Source organism: Bradyrhizobium sp. WYCCWR15520, from assembly GCF_056174665.1.
The window spans coordinates 162,124-177,340 of the sequence record NZ_JBWBWM010000002.1; the positions used below are offsets into that span (position 1 = coordinate 162,124).

Sequence of the window (15,217 nt, forward strand, 5' to 3'; positions counted from 1 at the left end):
GAGTTACTGCTGCTTTTCCCAGAAGGACAGCAGACCCTGCGAGGCCGAGCCTCCGATCACGCAGGGAATGCCGACCGCCACCTGCCCCAGCGCCGCAGCCGAGACGCATCCGAGCGCGACCGCACCGACGCCGACCTGACCCCAGAAGCTGAGGTCGCGACGGCTATCGGAGCCCTTGGTCTTGAGTTCGTCAACAGCGGCCAGCGCATCCTTGCGCAGCGCTGCGATCTGCACCGTGTCCGCTGCCTCGACGACTTCGGCGAGCGGCGCCTTGACCGCCGCCGGTTGCCTTGCAAGCTCGCTGCGGAGATATTCGCGCAAACTGGCATCGCGGATCGCATAACTCGCCAGCGTATAGCGCGCCATGCTTCCGACCGTCAGCTTGTCGATTGTGTCGCGGCTCTTGCTCCATGGCAGCATCTGTACGATGCGCTGGATCGGTGCATGCGAGCCGGTCGCGAAATAGTAACCCCAGAGCGTATCCAGCAAATCCTGGTTGCCCGCAAACGTGAGCGTCGTGTTCAGCTTGCGCTCTTCCTTCGCGAAGGGATTCTTCGTAAAGGCTCCGCGCATCTTCTCCATCATGCCGGGCTTTACTTCTTCCAGCGGGATGTCGGTCAAGATCGGCAGCTTACCGGCCAGGTAACTGTCGATCATGACCCGCCGGCCCGGCATTCGTGGCGCGACCCGACGCAGCACGTTTCTCCAGTCGGGCAGCCCCGAATAAGCGATGGCGCGGACGATCACCCATTCGTCCTCCGGCCGGACCGGGAAGAAACTGGCAATGAGCTGCTCAGCCTTGGCCGGGTTAGAGCTGATCGCACCGGCGATAAAGCCGAGATAGATGCCGGCATTCTCCGGCTCCTTGAACGTCTGCGAGTGAAACAGCACGCGCACGGCTGCCGGGACATGGGCGTAGTCCGGCTTCGCCCGATAGTTATAGATCCATTGCTGGACGACCCCGAGCGAGGCGCGCGGATCGACCTCCGGCGCCTTCTCTGCGTGCGCGGGCTGGATCAGCATGAGCGCGGCGGCAATGAAGGCGGCATATCGCATGTGATGCTCCTGCGAGCGCAGACGCATGCAACGGTTCCGGCACATGCGTCCTGGGCGCTCTCGATGAGGAAGCATGAAGCGCGCATTGCGACAATTCTGAGAAAATCGACCTTAACAAAAGGCGTCGAAATTGTGGCGCGTTACGGAAAACTCGCCTGCAACTCACCTTATCCCAGACATTTTTTTGCCCCGCGAGGACAATTCGATCTTAGCCGATCAATAGGAGCCCCGCGGGACGTGGGGATCAGAGCGATTAGACGCATCACGCAACACAACCGATCGTCCCGATCGGGGCTGGTCGCTTGTCGAATTGCCGGCGCCGTCGGATTGATTTTCGCGACACCTGTCGCCGCCGAAACCGCGCTGCCAACGCAAGGATCGATCATCGTCGAAGGCAACCGCCGCGTCGATGCCGAGACCGTACGCTCTTACTTTAAGGCAACTCCCGACGGGCATTTCGACGACGCCGCGCGTGACGCTGCGTTGAAGGCGCTGATTGCAACGGGGCTGTTCGAAAAGGTTTCCATCGAACGCGCCGGCGAACGGCTTGTGGTGCACCTGTCTGAAGCGCCCGTGCTCGACCGCATCGCATTCGAAGGCAACAAGAAGGTCAAGGACGCCGACCTTGCCGCCGCCGTTGAATCCAAGGCGCGCGCCTCGCTGCAACGCGCCACCGTGCAGTCCGACGTCGGCCGTATCATCGAGGCTTACCGGCGTGCCGGCCGTTCCGAGGTCCGCGTCGATCCCCAGATCATCGACCGCGGCAATGGCCGGGTCGACCTCGTCTACGCCATAACGGAGGGCGCAAAGACTCCGGTGCGGCAGATTGATTTCACCGGCAACAAGGCTTTTGGCAAACGGCAGCTCAGCGCGGTGATCAAGACCTCCGCCACGCATATGCTAAGTTTCCTGACCGGCGGTAACGTCTACGATCCCGACCGCGTCGCGCAAGACCAGGAACAACTGCGGCTTTACTATCGCAGCAAGGGTTATGCCGATGTCAGCATCCCCGCGGCAAAGGCCGAGTATGATCCGGTGGCAAAGGGCTTCACGCTGAATTTCGCGATCGATGAGGGTCCGCTTTATCACTTCCGGGAAGTCACCGTCAGCTGCAACGTTCCCGGCATGGATTGCGACAGGCTTCGTACTCTTCCCACCGCCCGCTCGGGCGCGGTGTTCGACGGTAATGCCCTGGACAAGACCGCCGAGCTTCTGGCCATCGAAACGGCAAAGCTCGGCTATCCCTTTGCCGAGGCGACCCCTCGCCTCACCCGTGATGCCGCGACGCAACGCATCGACGTTGCCTTCGTGATCGAACAAGGGCCTCGCGCCTATATCGAGCGGATCGAAATTCGCGGCAACACGCGCACCCGCGATTACGTGATCCGGCGCGAATTCGATATCGCGGAAGGCGATCCCTACAACAAGACGCTGATCGACCGGGCCGAGCGGCGCCTGAAGAATTTGAACTACTTCAAGACGGTGAAAATATCGAACCGGCCGGGCTCGGCGCCGGATCATGTCATCCTCGACGTCGAGGCGGTAGACCAGGCCACCGGCGATTTCAACATCGCCGGCGGTTACTCGACCGTCGATGGCGCGCTGGTCGAGATCAAACTGGGCGAGCGCAATTTCTACGGCACCGGCAAGAATCTGCAGTCCGTTTTCACTTACGGCCAGTATGCGCGCGGGATCAACCTGGCCGCGTCCGAACCCTATTTTCTCGGCACCAAAGTCGCGGCCGGGATCGAACTCTTCGGCCGCCAGACCGACGCCAACAGTTACCAATCCTACGGCAGCACCACCTACGGCGCGAGGCTGCAACTGGGCACGCCGATCACCGAGGAAATTGGCGTGCAATGGCGCTATGCGATCTACAATCAGAACATCACGCTAGCGCCGAACAGCTCCGGTCTGACGCCTTCGCTGGCCGTCCGGCAGGCGGCGGCCGCCGGTCCGACGTGGGTCTCCGCCCCCGGCAGTGTGATGACCTACAGCACGCTCGACAACACAAAGAGCCCGACCAGTGGAATCAGGTCGCAGCTCAGCCAGGATCTGGCGGGACTGGGCGGTGACGTGAAATTCCTGAAAACGACGGAAGACATACGCTACTACAAATCGATCAATAGCGACCTGGTCGGCATGGTGCGCGCCCAGGGCGGTTACGTCACCGGCTGGGGTGGCCAGCAGGTGCCGCTGATGAACAATTTCTTCGGCGGCCCGTCCATGGTGCGCGGCTTTGCGCCGAACGGATTCGGCCCGCGCGACCTGACGCCCGGCACCACGATGGATAATGTCGGCGGCAGCGCCTATTGGGCAACGACCGCCGAACTGCAGAGCGCGATCCCCGGCATACCCAACGAATATGGCCTCAGGGCCACGGCCTTCGTCGATGCCGGCAGCGTCTTCCGCTACAGCGGATCGACGGCGGGACTTCAGGTAGCCAACAAGAACGTCGTGCGCTCGTCGATCGGCGCAGGCCTGACCTGGGCTTCGCCGTTCGGCGCCTTGACCGTCGACTACGCCGTACCGCTGACCAAGGCCGCCTATGACGTGGTGCAGCCTCTGCGCTTCAGCGCTGGAGGGTTTTGACGGGAACCGGATGCTCCGTCGCCAACCCGTACAGCAGCGCCAACCGGTCGAGGCACTCGCGGAATCGCTTTGAAAAATAGTCTTTCCAGCGCCCGGTGTGGAGGCCTCTCCGCTGGCCGATCTGCTCCATGGTCAATCCGTGGACCAGAACGTCATGCACCAGCGCCGAACCATCCGCACCAAGCTCACGTTCGGCCCGGCTCAACCGCAGCACGGCCTTGCGCTGGCCCTCGGTGATCGGCTCACGCCGCTGCCCACCATCCACATAGTCCCGGGTCGGATCGACCGCCCGCGGTCCCCGCTCGGCCTTTTCCCAGTCGCCCTGGAAGGCGCGGCCCGCCTGAAATTGAGCCTCATCGATCTGACGATGGGAATGCAGGCGAGCGAGTGGATCGTTGCGGATCGAACGCAGGGCAACGATCTTTTCGCCTGGCTCCAGCGCCAGTGGATTATCGACTTCGACGGTCGCGACTTCGGCGTTGCGTAACAAGTCACGGGATCTGCGGTCATGCGCCTTGGCGGGATCGTACGGCTTTCGGCGTTTGGCTCTCGGCATCTGATGGACTCCTTAGAAATTCAGGCTTTGGAAGGTCTCTATTCGACCGGCGCGTCAGATATCTCCTCGCTGAGCAATTCGGAAAGTACGTGCCGGCGGTCACAGGCCTCCGGCTCAAGTCCGATCAGCGCGCGCAGATGCGCGATCCGATGGCGGCGCGGCAGCCGCTTCAGCCTGTCGGCCACGCCTGTGGCATTAGCATTGACATCAGCATTCCTCATGTCGCCTCCAACCACCCGCAGCACAACGGAGCTCATCGCGCGTTCGGGCGGCACCGGATTTCGACTCAAATGAAAATGCGGCGTGCAGTAAGCCGAACCTAGGCGGCGCGGATGACCGCAGAAGGTAATGGCCTCGTTCTCTTCATCGCCGCCGTAGGGGTATCGGCAGTCATCCCTCTCCAGTTCGATCACGGAGAGATGCCGGGGCTCGATCTCAACGCAGCGCAGCTTGAGCGGTTTGGTCTCCTTGAACAGCGGCACCGGCCAGACAAGCGTAGATGTCCTGGAATCGCTGGCACGAGACTCTGCGATGTCGTGCAGGTCTGCCGGCTTGACGGGCATCGACGGCTGCCGACGATCGTCCGACCCCAGCCCCAGGCGCCGGGCGCGCCCGAGCGCAGCATTGCGAGAGTAGGACGTATTGAATCGTGAGTTGATCGCCTGCGCGGCCTCCGAAAAGCTCAAGCCTTTGGCAATAAATTCCCGCAGCGCGTCCGAGTGCTCGGGCGCCCAGTTCGACAGTTCCATTTTGTTGTCCTTGCTCTTGTCCAACGCCGCCAGACGCCGGCCACTAATTTCTGATATTCCGAAATTAAAGTCAAGCTTGATTTCGGATAATCGTAACTGCTATGATTTCCGAAATTCGGAAGGATTCGACCATGCTGGACATCAGATTGATCGAGCGGGGCCTGGAAAAGCCGGGCAAGACCAAGGGCGGGCTGGCGGCCGCGATGGGCGTTCGCCCTGGTGCCGTCTCCGAGATCCTGTCAGGGATACGCCTGATTAAGGCGTCTGAAATCGCGCCGATCATCGAATACCTCGAACTGAACTCGGTGCCGATCATGGGCCGGGTCGGCGCTGGCGCCTCGATTGAGCCGGAACACGAACAGGTGCCGCCGGAAGGCCTCGGCGAGGTTGAACTGCCCTTCCCAATCGCCGAGGAGACCATCGCCTTCGAAGTGGCCGGCGATTCCATGCTGCCGAAGTACGAGAATGGCGATATTATCGTGGTCTATCGCGAACAGCGCCACCCGTTGTCGAGCTTCTACGGCGAGGAAGCCGCCGTTCGCCTGAAGACAGGCGAGCGCTATCTGAAGACGATCGAGCGCGGGAAATCTCCGACCTCGGTCAACCTCACCAGCTTCAATGCCAAGCCGATCTCCGGCGTGAAGCTGGAATGGATCGGTGAGATCTGCGTCACGCTGCCCAGGGGCCAGATCGAACGGTTGCGTAACAAGGCAGCCGCCCGGGCACGCAAGGCGGCAAGGACGACGGGTGGCCGTACGCCGGAAAAATAAGGCCCGCGGCTTGTGATTGCCGAATCAACCGATTTTGCTATGGCCGCGGTCGCCCCCGCTCCATGCCAGTTTCCGTATTTCCGAATTTTTACTTGACTTATTTCTGATTTTCCGAAATACTCGATACCGACTTAAGTGCACGGGATGGGGAGCCGGATCGCCAGCATGCAGTATTTCGTCGTGATGATCGACTACGGCCGGCGCGGCCGCGAGGCCATCGTCGATCCGGAAATTACCAGGCGCGAGGTCATTTCCCGGGTCGCATCGGGTGAGTACAGGAATATCAGCTTCATTCATGAAATCGCTGATTGCTCGGTCGAGGATATCACTGCCGAGATTCTCAGCGAGGCTTCCCTGCCCGACATCGCTGCGACCGGTGCCGATCTTCAAGCCAGCCATTTCGATCATCTCCGCGACTTGCGCAAGCATGAGCGCGCGTGAGCTTCGCTATTCCGTCAAAACATTGTGATCGATTGAGCCGCTTCAATCACCGACGGTTTGCTTAAATATTCTTCACGCAAAGTCTATTCCGACGGTGCGGACAGTCGCGCTATTGTCGTGATTCGATTCCTCCGACTTGCAAAGTTCTTGATTCACAATGTCTCCGTCAATGAAGACTGAGCTCGCTGCGCGCGACGGCGATCTCCGACTCTGTCTGCTGCTTGGTATCGCGGCCTGGTTTCTCTTTCTGGATCACGTTCCCCATAATGCGGTCAGCCTGCTGACCATGCGCAATTTCGGCTTCAGCGGCGCGACCGATCTATTCGTGTTCGTCGGCGGCTATACTGCCGCAGTTCTCTATGGAAGGATGATGCTGGAGCGCGGCTTCGTCGTGACGGCTACCCGCATCTTCAAGCGGCTGTGGCAGCTCTATGCCGCCTATATCGTCCTGTTCGTGATCTATATCGATCTGATCGGATATGTCGCGCGCAAGTCCCGGGCATCCGAGCTCATTGGCGATTTCAACGTCACGGGAATCGTCGACCATACGATCCGGACGCTGATTCATGGCCTGCTGCTTCAGGCCAAACCGCTCAACCTCGATGTGCTGCAACTGTTCATCGTGCTGATGGCGATCTTCCCGCTCGTTCTGTTCGGCATGGTCCGCCGGCCAAACGTTACGATGTCGGGGTCGATCGGCCTCTACGTCGCAGCCCGCCAGTTCGACTGGAATCTGTCTTCGTTTCCGGATGGCAAGTGGTATCTTAACCCGTTCTGCTGGCAACTCCTGTTTGTGCTCGGCGCCTGGTTTGCCCTGAGCGGCGCGAATCAAATGCGCACCCTGCGTGCGCTTCAGGAGCTTGCGATCCTGCGAACCGCTGCGTGGCTGTACCTGCTCTTTGCGTTAGTGGTAACGGTGACGGCCAAATTTCCCCAGGCCGGCATTGTCCCGGACCTCCTGCGCGATCTCTTTCTATCAAAGGACAAGGAAACTCTCGCCCCGCACAGGGTGATCCACTTCCTCGCGCTGGCTTTTCTCTTTGCCTACATCGTGCCGCGGGACTGGTCCGGATTCCGATGGCCGGCGTTGCAGCCAATCGTCACATGCGGCCAGGAATGGCTAGCTGTGTTTTGCGCCGGTGTGTTTCTTTCGTTTGCCGGGCACCTCGTCCTGATCACGGGCCCGGACTCGCTCGTCATGCACGTCCTGGTGAGCTTCGCCGGGATTTCGATCATGACGGGCGTGGCCTACTATGTGTCGTGGTCCAGACGACAGGACCAAAAGCCGGCATTTCGAGCTCAGGCAATGACGCGACTATCGGAGGAAGGCCGGTTCGCGAAGTAGCTCGCGCCGGCTTGCTTCTGCCCTCCTCGCCCTCAATCCACCGGGAATGCCGCCTTCAACCGCGTCTCACTATCGCGCAACATGGCTGCATCGAGCCTTCCCTCGGCCGACGCCGCCATGGCGCAGGTGAAGATACGATAGAACTGCGTCCCGTCGAATGCGACCAGCAAGAGATCGACGCCGGCGTTGAGCGCCTCGACCACCGCCATGCAGACATTGCTTTGATAGATCGCTCCCATCACGAGGTCGTCGGTTATGACGACGCCTTGATGGTTCCATTTCTTGCGAATAATGCCGTCGACGACCCGCTTGGAATGCGACGCCGCACGGTCCGGATCGACTGAGGTCAGCCTGACATGCCCGATCATCAGTTGCGCTTTCGAGGTGGCCAGAACCCTCCTGAACGGGATCCAGTCCGAAGCCTCGAGTTCGTCGAGAGGCGTATCTAGGTCGGCGCTGAAATGATGGGTATCGGCTCGTACGCGGCGAAGCCCCGGAAAATGCTTGACCGTCGCTCCAACCCCGGACGCTTCGAGACCGCTCACATAAGCTTGCGCGATATCGGCGACGATCGCCGGATCGTCGGAAATCGCGCGTCGGCCGATCAGCGTGTTGAAGTCCAATCGGTTGCGCTTAGGTTCGGGCCGCAAATCCAGCACTGGCGCGAAGTTGAGGTTGACGCCGAGCGCCGCCAGCTCCTGCCCGTGAATACGCCCGAACGCCTCCGCCTTCTCGGCGCGAGCTTCCGGCGTCAGGTCGGCAAGCGTCGATAGCGCCGGCAGTTTGGTCAAGGGCGGCGCCAGATGCGATACGATGCCGCCTTCCTGATCGGCCGCGACGATCAGGGGCGGCAGGCTGGCAGCACGCCGCTTCTCTTGCAGCGCCGAGATCTCTTCTTTCAGCCGCGCCGCCGTAGATCCCACGACGTTGCGCCTGCTGACGTAGACGCCGGCGATCAGCCCCTTCTCGGCAAGTAACGCCACCTCGGGAAATGACGAGTATCCAACGATAAAATGCCGCCCAAGGCTTCTCGTCTGCCCGGCATCGGATTGCAGAACGCGCTGCTTGCGCCATTCAAACGAAGCATGCGCGCCGAGCATCGACAGCGATGGCAAGCACCACAGCAGAATGAGCGCCTTCCCCGCGACGCCCCTCCTCCAGTAACCACGGCGGATAAGGATGAGAGCAACCACGACACTCGTCGTGGCCAGAACGATATTTCCGGGTCCCCGCAGCGAAATCAGATAGGGATCGTTCTTGTTGGCTGCAGCGAAAACGACGACGGCTCCGGCGAACCAGAGCAGGATGAGGCCGATACGTTTGAGAATTTTCATGTGAATGGATGGCGGCTTGCGCGAGAAGGTCGAAGGCGACCATTGCCCGTATCAAACTTGTCTCGCCGGTGCGAGCGCATAACCGCGCCTGCACGGAAACTGCAAAAAAATCCTGAACTCTTGCAGAAGGCGCTCCAAGCAATTGCACAACGGCGCCGGATAGTTCGTCCTGCAAACCGGGGCGATCATCGAATGCCTATTCCGACAAGACTAGCGAACGACGGGTGGTGGCTATGCGAGCGCCCCGCGCCCGCACCGGTTTGCAATTTTCCCATCCAGGCAGGTAGCGCAATAATGACTGATTTCACCACGCCGGCATCCAATGCTCGCTCCGTTCAGGAAGGCACCCTTCCCATCAAAGCAGCAATTGTTCTCGCGCTGGCTGCGCTGGCCGACTGGCTGTTCTACGGGCACGGCATTGGAATATCGGCCGCCATCTTTGCGGTCGCCGTAGCCTGCGGCTCGTTGCTCGCCAACCTCGCAACTCTGAACCGAAAGCCGGTGCTGCTGGCCGGCGCCCTCCTGCTGGCCGCCCTTGTCCCCGCCATCGAGGAATTCAACATCGCGTCTCTGACGTTCATGGTGCTGGCCCTCGGCATAGGCCTGCTGCTGACGACAAATCGCGACCGATCTTGTCTCGGCGAGCGAACAGCAGCGTTATGCGAGCTTTATCTGGTCGGCCCGTTCAGATTTTTCCGCGATGCCATCGCTGCGTTCAATCTGCCGGCGCTGAAGACCGGCTTTGCCGTGTGGTTCATTCCCATAGTTTTCAGTGGCGTCTTCGTGTTTCTGTTGGTGTCGGCCAATCCACTGCTCGAGAAGTGGATTAGCCTGCTGAACCCGGGTAACACAGCTTCGTATCTGAGCCTCGGGCGCATACTGTTCTGGACTGCGGCGCTGTCGATCGTATGGCCCTTTATCCATGTCCGGTGGAGCGGCAAGCGGGAAATGCCGGCAGCTTTACCTGAAGCGGCAGCCCTGGCGCAGGGGATACCATCGGGCCCAACCCACTTCTTCGGCGTTGCGACGATTCTGCGTTCGCTGATCCTGTTCAACTTGCTGTTCGCCGTTCAGACTATCCTCGACGCGGTCTATCTCTGGGGCAACGCGACCTTGCCCTCCGATATCAGCTACGCGTCATATGCGCATCGAGGCGCCTATCCGCTCATTGTCACGGCACTATTGGCGGCCGGCTTCGTCCTGGCCGCCATGAGGCCCGGTGGGCCGGCCGAGCAATCGAAAGTGATCCGGCCGCTGGTCTACCTTTGGGTGGCGCAAAATGTGCTGCTGGTGATGTCGTCGATCCTGCGCCTCGACCTCTACATTCAAATCTATCTGCTGACCTGGTGGCGTGTCGCCGCTTTCATCTGGATGATCCTCGTCGCCATGGGCCTCGTCCTCATCGTCGCCCGCATCGTTTTGAACCGTTCGAATGATTGGCTGATCCGCGCCAATCTCGTCACCCTGACGGCAACGCTCTACATCTGCTCCCTGATGAACTTTGCCGCTGTCATCGCTGACTACAATGTCAGCCATAGCCGCGAAGCCGGTGGCAAGGGAGTTTGGATCGATATGAACTATCTGTTGTCCCTCGGGCCGCAGGCGCTGCCGGCCATCGACCGGGCCATTGCCCTTCGTGGGTTCGATCCGACCCTTGTTTCCCGTCGTGGTTGCCTTGTAGAACAGCACAAGAAAGAAACGGCTTCCTGGCGTTCCTGGGGTTTTCGGAACTGGCGCCTCCAGCGCGCCCTGGATGCCCAACCAAAGAGTTTGACCACAGGCTAGTTCGACTGCAAGCCGATTGCGCCGGGAGAGACGTTTGACGCACCGCATTCTCATCGTTGACGACGATCTTCACATCCGCGAGGTCATCCGTGTCGCACTGAAGAAGGCAGGAATGGCCACCTTCGAGGCGCGCGATGGCAAGGAAGCGTTGACCCGCTTTGCCGCCGACAAGCCGGATCTGATCATTCTGGATATCGGCATGCCGGAATTCGACGGCCTGGACGTCTGCCGGGAAATTCGAAGATCCTCCGATGTGCCGATCCTGTTCCTCTCCGCACGCGACGACGAGATCGACCGCGTGCTGGGCCTCGAGATCGGCGGCGACGACTACGTCACCAAGCCCTTTAGCCCGCGCGAGCTCGTCGCCCGCGTGAACGTCATCCTGCGCCGCATAGCCTCGCGCGGGCAGGATGCGAAAGCGTCCCAGGCCGCGCTTTCGCAAGGCAGGCTGTCGGTCGATCCCGACCAGCACATCGCCGAGTTCGCGGGCACCCCGCTTCGGCTGACTGCCATCGAGTTCGGGATCCTGAGGGCATTTCTGACACGGCCGACACTCGTCTTCAGCCGCGAGCAGATCATGAGCGCGGCCTATCAGCTCAACATCCAGGTGTCGGATCGCACCATCGACAGCCACATCCGCAATATCCGCGCCAAGCTGTCCGCCGTGAGTTGCGACAATGTCATCGAAACCATTCACGGCGTCGGCTTCAAGCTCGGACGATGCGAGCCGCAGGCATGACATCCCGCGCACGCGAGAAATGGCGACCGTCATTGGGACTGGTCATTTTCGCCATGCTCGCCTCCGTGGCGATGCTGCCGTTGGTCGGACTATTTTTCTTCCGCCTCTATGACAACCAGCTCATCCATCAAACCCAGGCTGAGCTGATCGCCCAAAGTCGCGTGCTGGCCGCCGTCTATGCGCGCGAGGTAGAAGCAAGGCTCGCGGCCGGAGCAACGCTCGGCGCTGAAATTCCGCCCGAGGCGCGCCCTGATCGGGAGGATCAGCTAACGCCGATCCGGCCCGCGCTCGACCTCGCCGCTGGCCGCGATCTGCTCCGGCGGCGGCCGAATGCCCTTCCGGCAAACGCACCGGCGTCGCCTGCCTATGTCGAGATCGGCACGCGGCTGATGCCGATCATCCTGGAAACGCAGAAGGTCACGCTGGCCGGCTTCCGCATCCTCGATTCCCGCGGTGTCGTGATTGCCGGCCGCGACGAGGTCGGCCAATCCCTCGCCCATATCGAGGAAGTAGCGACGGCGCTACGGGGACAATACCGGGCAGCCTTGCGAATTCGCAAACCCGACAAGCCTCCGCCTCCGATCTACTCGATCAGCCGCGGCGTCGGCGTGCATGTGTTTTCGGCGATGCCCGTTATCGTCAACAACCGCGTGGCGGGTGTCGTCTACACGTCGAGAACGCCAAGCAACATCTTCGACCACTTCTATCAGGAACGCCGCAAGTTCATTCTGGCAGGCCTTACGGTCGTTCTGGCGACCATCGTCATCGGCCTGATTTTCTCCCGAACCATCACCCGCCCGATGCGCGAGCTCGTCGATCGCGCCAAGCGGATCGGCCGCGGCGATCGCGATGCATTCCAGCCGCTCGCCCATTACGGCACACGCGAGTTCGCCCAATTGTCCGACAGCTTTCTGGACATGGCCGAGCAATTGTCGCGGCGCTCGGACTACATCGCAACGTTTTCGTCGCACCTTACCCACGAGTTGAAGTCACCGCTGACGTCGATCAAGGGCGCCGCCGAACTCCTGCTCGATTCCCTGCAAAGCAAATCTGACACCCTGACACGGATGGAGCAGAAGAATTTCATATCGAACATTTTGGGTGACACCGGGCGTCTGGAAGCGATGACCCAACGCTTACGCGAACTGGCGCGCGCCGAGGCCGCGCCGCAGAACGAGCAAACCGAATTGTCGACGGTGGTCAGCGGGTTGAAGAGCCGGTTCCCGACGCGGGCGATCGAGGCAGCGGGCGACCTTGAGCGTTCGATCGGCATGTCCAGCGAAAAAGCTCTGATCGTGTTGTCGCACCTGACCGACAACGCGATCCGTCACAACGCGAAGAGCGTGCGGCTCGAAGCCGCTGCGGAAGAAGCCTCCATCAAGGTGACCGTCAGCAATGACGGCGACCCAATATCCGAGGCGAACCGGGAGAAGATCTTCGACGCCTTCTTCACCACGCGCCGCGACACCGGCGGCACGGGAATGGGACTCTCGATCGTCCAGGCCATCATGACCAGCCACGGCGGATCGATCCGGCTTTTACCGTCCAACCACGGCGTTACGTTCGAGCTGCAGTTTCCGGCTGCCTAGCGCTCTGCTCAAACCCGCTCGATAATGATCGCCGGCGCCATGCCGCCGGCGGCGCACATCGTCACCAGCCCGCGCTTCAGATCGCGCCGCTCCAGTTCGTCGAGCACGGTACCGATCAGGATCGAGCCCGTCGCACCGATGGGATGGCCGAGCGCGATCGAACCGCCATTGACGTTGACCTTCTCGCGGTCGAGCTTGAGGTCGCGAATGAACTTCTCGGCGACGACCGCAAAGGCCTCGTTGATCTCGAACAGGTCGATATCATCGAGCGTGAGGCCGGCCTTGGCCAACACCTTGCGGGCGGCCGGCACCGGCGCGTTCAGCATCAGGGTCGGGGAATCTCCCATATTCGCCATGGCGACGACGCGGGCACGCGGCTTCAGGCCGTGAGCTTTTGCGTAGCTCGGCGACGCCAACAGGATGGCCGCCGAGCCGTCAACGACGCCGGAGGAATTGCCGGCATGATGCACAAAGTTGATGTCGAGATCGGGATATTTGTCCAGAATGAGTTTGCGGTAGGTCGTGCCCTTGTCGTCGAGCGGATAGTCCGCCACCGCCGGAAACGCAGGCTTCAACCCGGCCAGCCCCTCGAGCGTGGTTTGCGGCCGCGGATATTCTTCACGATCGAGCGCCAGGCTGCCGTCTTCGCGGTAGACCGGCACGAGGCTCTTGTCGAAATGACCGCCCTTGATCGCAGCAGCCGCCCGCTTCTGGCTTTCGAGACCTAGCTCATCGACGTCCTGTCGCGTGATACCCTCCAGCGTCGCCACCGCGTCTGCGCAGACGCCCTGATGCGACTGCGGATGCCGGGCGCGCAGACGAAGATTGCCGTTATCCATCATGAACGGGCCCTCGCCGCGGCGGCCTTCCATTGACATCATTTCGGTGCCGCCGGCGATCACGAGATCCTCCGAGCCCGACATGATCGAGTTCGCCGCCATGTTGACGCTGGTGATGCCGGAGCCGCAGAACCGGTCCAGGGTCACCGCGCTGGCGCGGACGTCATAGCCGGCATCAAGCGCCGACATCCGGCCGAGATCGCCGCTCTGCTGGCCGCGCTGCGAGCTGGTACCCCAGACGATGTCGTCGACATCGGCGGTATTGATCCCGGTGCGATCGGCTAGCGCGCGCAACACTGTGGCGCCAAGCTGCTGCGGATGAATGCCCGAGAGGGCGCCCTTGCCGGCTTTGCCAATGCCTCGCGGCGTCCTGCATGCGTCAATGATCAGCGCGTCAACCATGGTGTTTTTCCTTCTTGTTGCTTTGCGGCATTTGCCGCCGATCAAACTGCAAAGTCAATGTGGTGAGCGAATTCGTAGCCGGGATGAGCGAAGCGATATCCGGGACCTATCTAACGTCCTCCCGGATGTCGCTGCGCTCCTCCGGGCTACATCCATCATTTCCGTTCTCGCAGCACCAGAATTTTCTCCGCGGCACGCAGATGCGGCTTGTCGATCATCTTGCCGTCGATCTTCACAACGCCCGAGGTCGGATTGTCGCTGAATGCTTTGACGACCTTCTCCGACCAGGCGATTTCCTCGTCCGTCGGCATGAAGGCGGCATTGACGACGTCGACATGCCTGGGATGGATCACCGCTTTGGCAAGGAACCCGTCCTGCCGCGCAGCGATCGACTCTTCCCGCAGCGCGTCGAGATCGTTGATATCGGTCGCGATGGTGTCGATGGCAACAACGCCGGCCGCGGCCGCACTGATCAGGCAGAGGTCGCGCGCTAGCAGGAATGGTCCGTGAAAGCGGCCGGCGGTCCGGTTTCGCGACGCGCCGAGCGAGGCCGCAAGATCCTCGGCGCCCCACATCATGCCCCACAACCGCGGGCTCATGTTTTCGAAATCGAGCAGCTTGAGGACTGCCCTCGCCGTTTCCGTCGCTACGGTGACGATTCGCGTCGTGCCCTGTTCGATCCCGGCCGTCGCCTCGAAAGCGTCTAGATAGAGCGAAAGCCGATTGACGTCGGCAGCTCCAGCGCATTTCGGCAGCACGATGCCGTCAGGCCGGCCCGGCATGACGGCCGCGAGATCGCCAAGCGTCATCCCGGTATCGAGCGCGTTGACGCGGACGTACATCTTCTGGTCCGGCTTCCGCGCGTCGAGCATTTCGCGCACCGTCCGCCGCGCACCGACCTTCTCTTCCGGCGCGATCGAATCCTCGAGATCGAGGATCAGCGCGTCGGCTGCGGTCTTCTTCGCGCTTTCAAACTTGCGCTGACTGTCGCCGGGAACGAAAAGAAAAGAGCGCATGCGC

At 61.2% G+C, this 15,217-nt stretch carries 13 protein-coding genes; 7 read left to right on the plus strand and 6 right to left on the minus strand.

Annotated features, from left to right (window positions below; genetic code table 11):
• Nucleotides 1–3: 3 nt before the first annotated feature.
• Nucleotides 4–1,056 carry a hypothetical protein gene (locus tag AC0QUY_RS02730; protein WP_475385801.1) on the minus strand — a complete coding sequence of 351 codons (1,053 nt, stop codon included), beginning with the start codon at nt 1,054–1,056 and terminating at the stop codon, nt 4–6.
• Between the two features lie 327 nt (nt 1,057–1,383).
• Between AC0QUY_RS02730 and bamA the strand changes: the two genes are divergently transcribed.
• The gene (gene bamA / locus AC0QUY_RS02735; RefSeq protein WP_475385646.1) at nt 1,384–3,648 is read left to right on the plus strand and encodes an outer membrane protein assembly factor BamA; all 2,265 of its coding nucleotides are present in this window, start codon (nt 1,384–1,386) and stop codon (nt 3,646–3,648) included.
• On the opposite strand, the gene AC0QUY_RS02740 is transcribed toward bamA, so the two are convergent.
• Both AC0QUY_RS02740 and AC0QUY_RS02745 read right to left on the minus strand, forming a co-directional pair.
• Entirely contained in the window at nt 3,629–4,204 is a 576-nt protein-coding gene (locus AC0QUY_RS02740) for a DUF6456 domain-containing protein (RefSeq protein ID WP_475385647.1), read from the minus strand. The genes bamA and AC0QUY_RS02740 overlap by 20 nt on opposite strands.
• A gap of 38 nt (nt 4,205–4,242) precedes the next feature.
• Complete coding sequence (locus tag AC0QUY_RS02745) at nt 4,243–4,953, minus strand: GcrA family cell cycle regulator (protein ID WP_475385648.1); 711 nt, start codon at nt 4,951–4,953, stop codon at nt 4,243–4,245.
• A 131-nt stretch (nt 4,954–5,084) separates the two neighbouring features.
• Here AC0QUY_RS02745 and AC0QUY_RS02750 point away from each other — a divergent pair, with 131 nt between their 5' ends.
• The 3 genes from AC0QUY_RS02750 (at nt 5,085) to AC0QUY_RS02760 (ending at nt 7,509) form a co-directional block, all read left to right on the plus strand.
• Nucleotides 5,085–5,723 (plus strand): S24 family peptidase, encoded by a 639-nt coding sequence (locus AC0QUY_RS02750; protein WP_475385649.1) that lies wholly within the window; start codon nt 5,085–5,087, stop codon nt 5,721–5,723.
• Nucleotides 5,724–5,888: 165 nt separating this feature from the next.
• Nucleotides 5,889–6,164 carry a hypothetical protein gene (locus tag AC0QUY_RS02755; protein ID WP_475385650.1) on the plus strand — a complete coding sequence of 92 codons (276 nt, stop codon included), beginning with the start codon at nt 5,889–5,891 and terminating at the stop codon, nt 6,162–6,164.
• A gap of 157 nt (nt 6,165–6,321) precedes the next feature.
• On the plus strand, nt 6,322–7,509 hold the full coding sequence (locus tag AC0QUY_RS02760) for an OpgC domain-containing protein (RefSeq protein WP_475385651.1): 1,188 nt from the start codon (nt 6,322–6,324) through the stop codon (nt 7,507–7,509).
• A 32-nt stretch (nt 7,510–7,541) separates the two neighbouring features.
• On the opposite strand, the gene AC0QUY_RS02765 is transcribed toward AC0QUY_RS02760, so the two are convergent.
• Entirely contained in the window at nt 7,542–8,843 is a 1,302-nt protein-coding gene (locus tag AC0QUY_RS02765; RefSeq protein ID WP_475385652.1) for a glycoside hydrolase family 3 N-terminal domain-containing protein, read from the minus strand.
• 294 nt (nt 8,844–9,137) lie between these two features.
• Here AC0QUY_RS02765 and AC0QUY_RS02770 point away from each other — a divergent pair, with 294 nt between their 5' ends.
• The 3 genes from AC0QUY_RS02770 to AC0QUY_RS02780 are packed head-to-tail and all read left to right on the plus strand — an operon-like array spanning nt 9,138 to nt 12,956.
• Nucleotides 9,138–10,628 carry a DUF4153 domain-containing protein gene (locus AC0QUY_RS02770; protein WP_475385653.1) on the plus strand — a complete coding sequence of 497 codons (1,491 nt, stop codon included), beginning with the start codon at nt 9,138–9,140 and terminating at the stop codon, nt 10,626–10,628.
• 34 nt (nt 10,629–10,662) lie between these two features.
• The gene (locus AC0QUY_RS02775) at nt 10,663–11,367 is read left to right on the plus strand and encodes a response regulator transcription factor (RefSeq protein ID WP_475385654.1); all 705 of its coding nucleotides are present in this window, start codon (nt 10,663–10,665) and stop codon (nt 11,365–11,367) included.
• Nucleotides 11,364–12,956: an ATP-binding protein gene (locus tag AC0QUY_RS02780; protein WP_475385655.1), complete on the plus strand. Its 1,593-nt coding sequence runs from the start codon at nt 11,364–11,366 to the stop codon at nt 12,954–12,956. Before AC0QUY_RS02775 ends, AC0QUY_RS02780 begins: the two co-directional genes overlap by 4 nt.
• Before the next feature lie 8 nt (nt 12,957–12,964).
• Here AC0QUY_RS02780 and AC0QUY_RS02785 read toward each other — a convergent pair whose 3' ends face one another.
• Together AC0QUY_RS02785 and AC0QUY_RS02790 are read right to left on the minus strand one after the other, a co-directional pair.
• On the minus strand, nt 12,965–14,197 hold the full coding sequence (locus AC0QUY_RS02785) for an acetyl-CoA C-acetyltransferase (RefSeq protein WP_475385656.1): 1,233 nt from the start codon (nt 14,195–14,197) through the stop codon (nt 12,965–12,967).
• A gap of 155 nt (nt 14,198–14,352) precedes the next feature.
• Nucleotides 14,353–15,213, minus strand: a complete 861-nt coding sequence (locus AC0QUY_RS02790; RefSeq protein WP_475385657.1) for an HpcH/HpaI aldolase/citrate lyase family protein — start codon at nt 15,211–15,213, stop codon at nt 14,353–14,355.
• Nucleotides 15,214–15,217: the final 4 nt, after the last annotated feature.

Excerpts from the sequence above, each read along its gene's own strand:
- AC0QUY_RS02780 (WP_475385655.1), top strand. The coding sequence starts at position 11,364 with ATGACATCCCGCGCACGCGAGAAATGGCGACCGTCATTGGGACTGGTC.
- AC0QUY_RS02790 (WP_475385657.1), bottom strand. The coding sequence starts at position 15,213 with ATGCGCTCTTTTCTTTTCGTTCCCGGCGACAGTCAGCGCAAGTTTGAA.
- AC0QUY_RS02765 (WP_475385652.1), bottom strand. The coding sequence starts at position 8,843 with ATGAAAATTCTCAAACGTATCGGCCTCATCCTGCTCTGGTTCGCCGGA.
- AC0QUY_RS02760 (WP_475385651.1), top strand. The coding sequence starts at position 6,322 with ATGTCTCCGTCAATGAAGACTGAGCTCGCTGCGCGCGACGGCGATCTC.
- AC0QUY_RS02770 (WP_475385653.1), top strand. The coding sequence starts at position 9,138 with ATGACTGATTTCACCACGCCGGCATCCAATGCTCGCTCCGTTCAGGAA.
- AC0QUY_RS02755 (WP_475385650.1), top strand. The coding sequence starts at position 5,889 with ATGCAGTATTTCGTCGTGATGATCGACTACGGCCGGCGCGGCCGCGAG.
- AC0QUY_RS02785 (WP_475385656.1), bottom strand. The coding sequence starts at position 14,197 with ATGGTTGACGCGCTGATCATTGACGCATGCAGGACGCCGCGAGGCATT.
- AC0QUY_RS02750 (WP_475385649.1), top strand. The coding sequence starts at position 5,085 with ATGCTGGACATCAGATTGATCGAGCGGGGCCTGGAAAAGCCGGGCAAG.
- AC0QUY_RS02745 (WP_475385648.1), bottom strand. The coding sequence starts at position 4,953 with ATGGAACTGTCGAACTGGGCGCCCGAGCACTCGGACGCGCTGCGGGAA.
- AC0QUY_RS02740 (WP_475385647.1), bottom strand. The coding sequence starts at position 4,204 with ATGCCGAGAGCCAAACGCCGAAAGCCGTACGATCCCGCCAAGGCGCAT.
- AC0QUY_RS02730 (WP_475385801.1), bottom strand. The coding sequence starts at position 1,056 with ATGCGATATGCCGCCTTCATTGCCGCCGCGCTCATGCTGATCCAGCCC.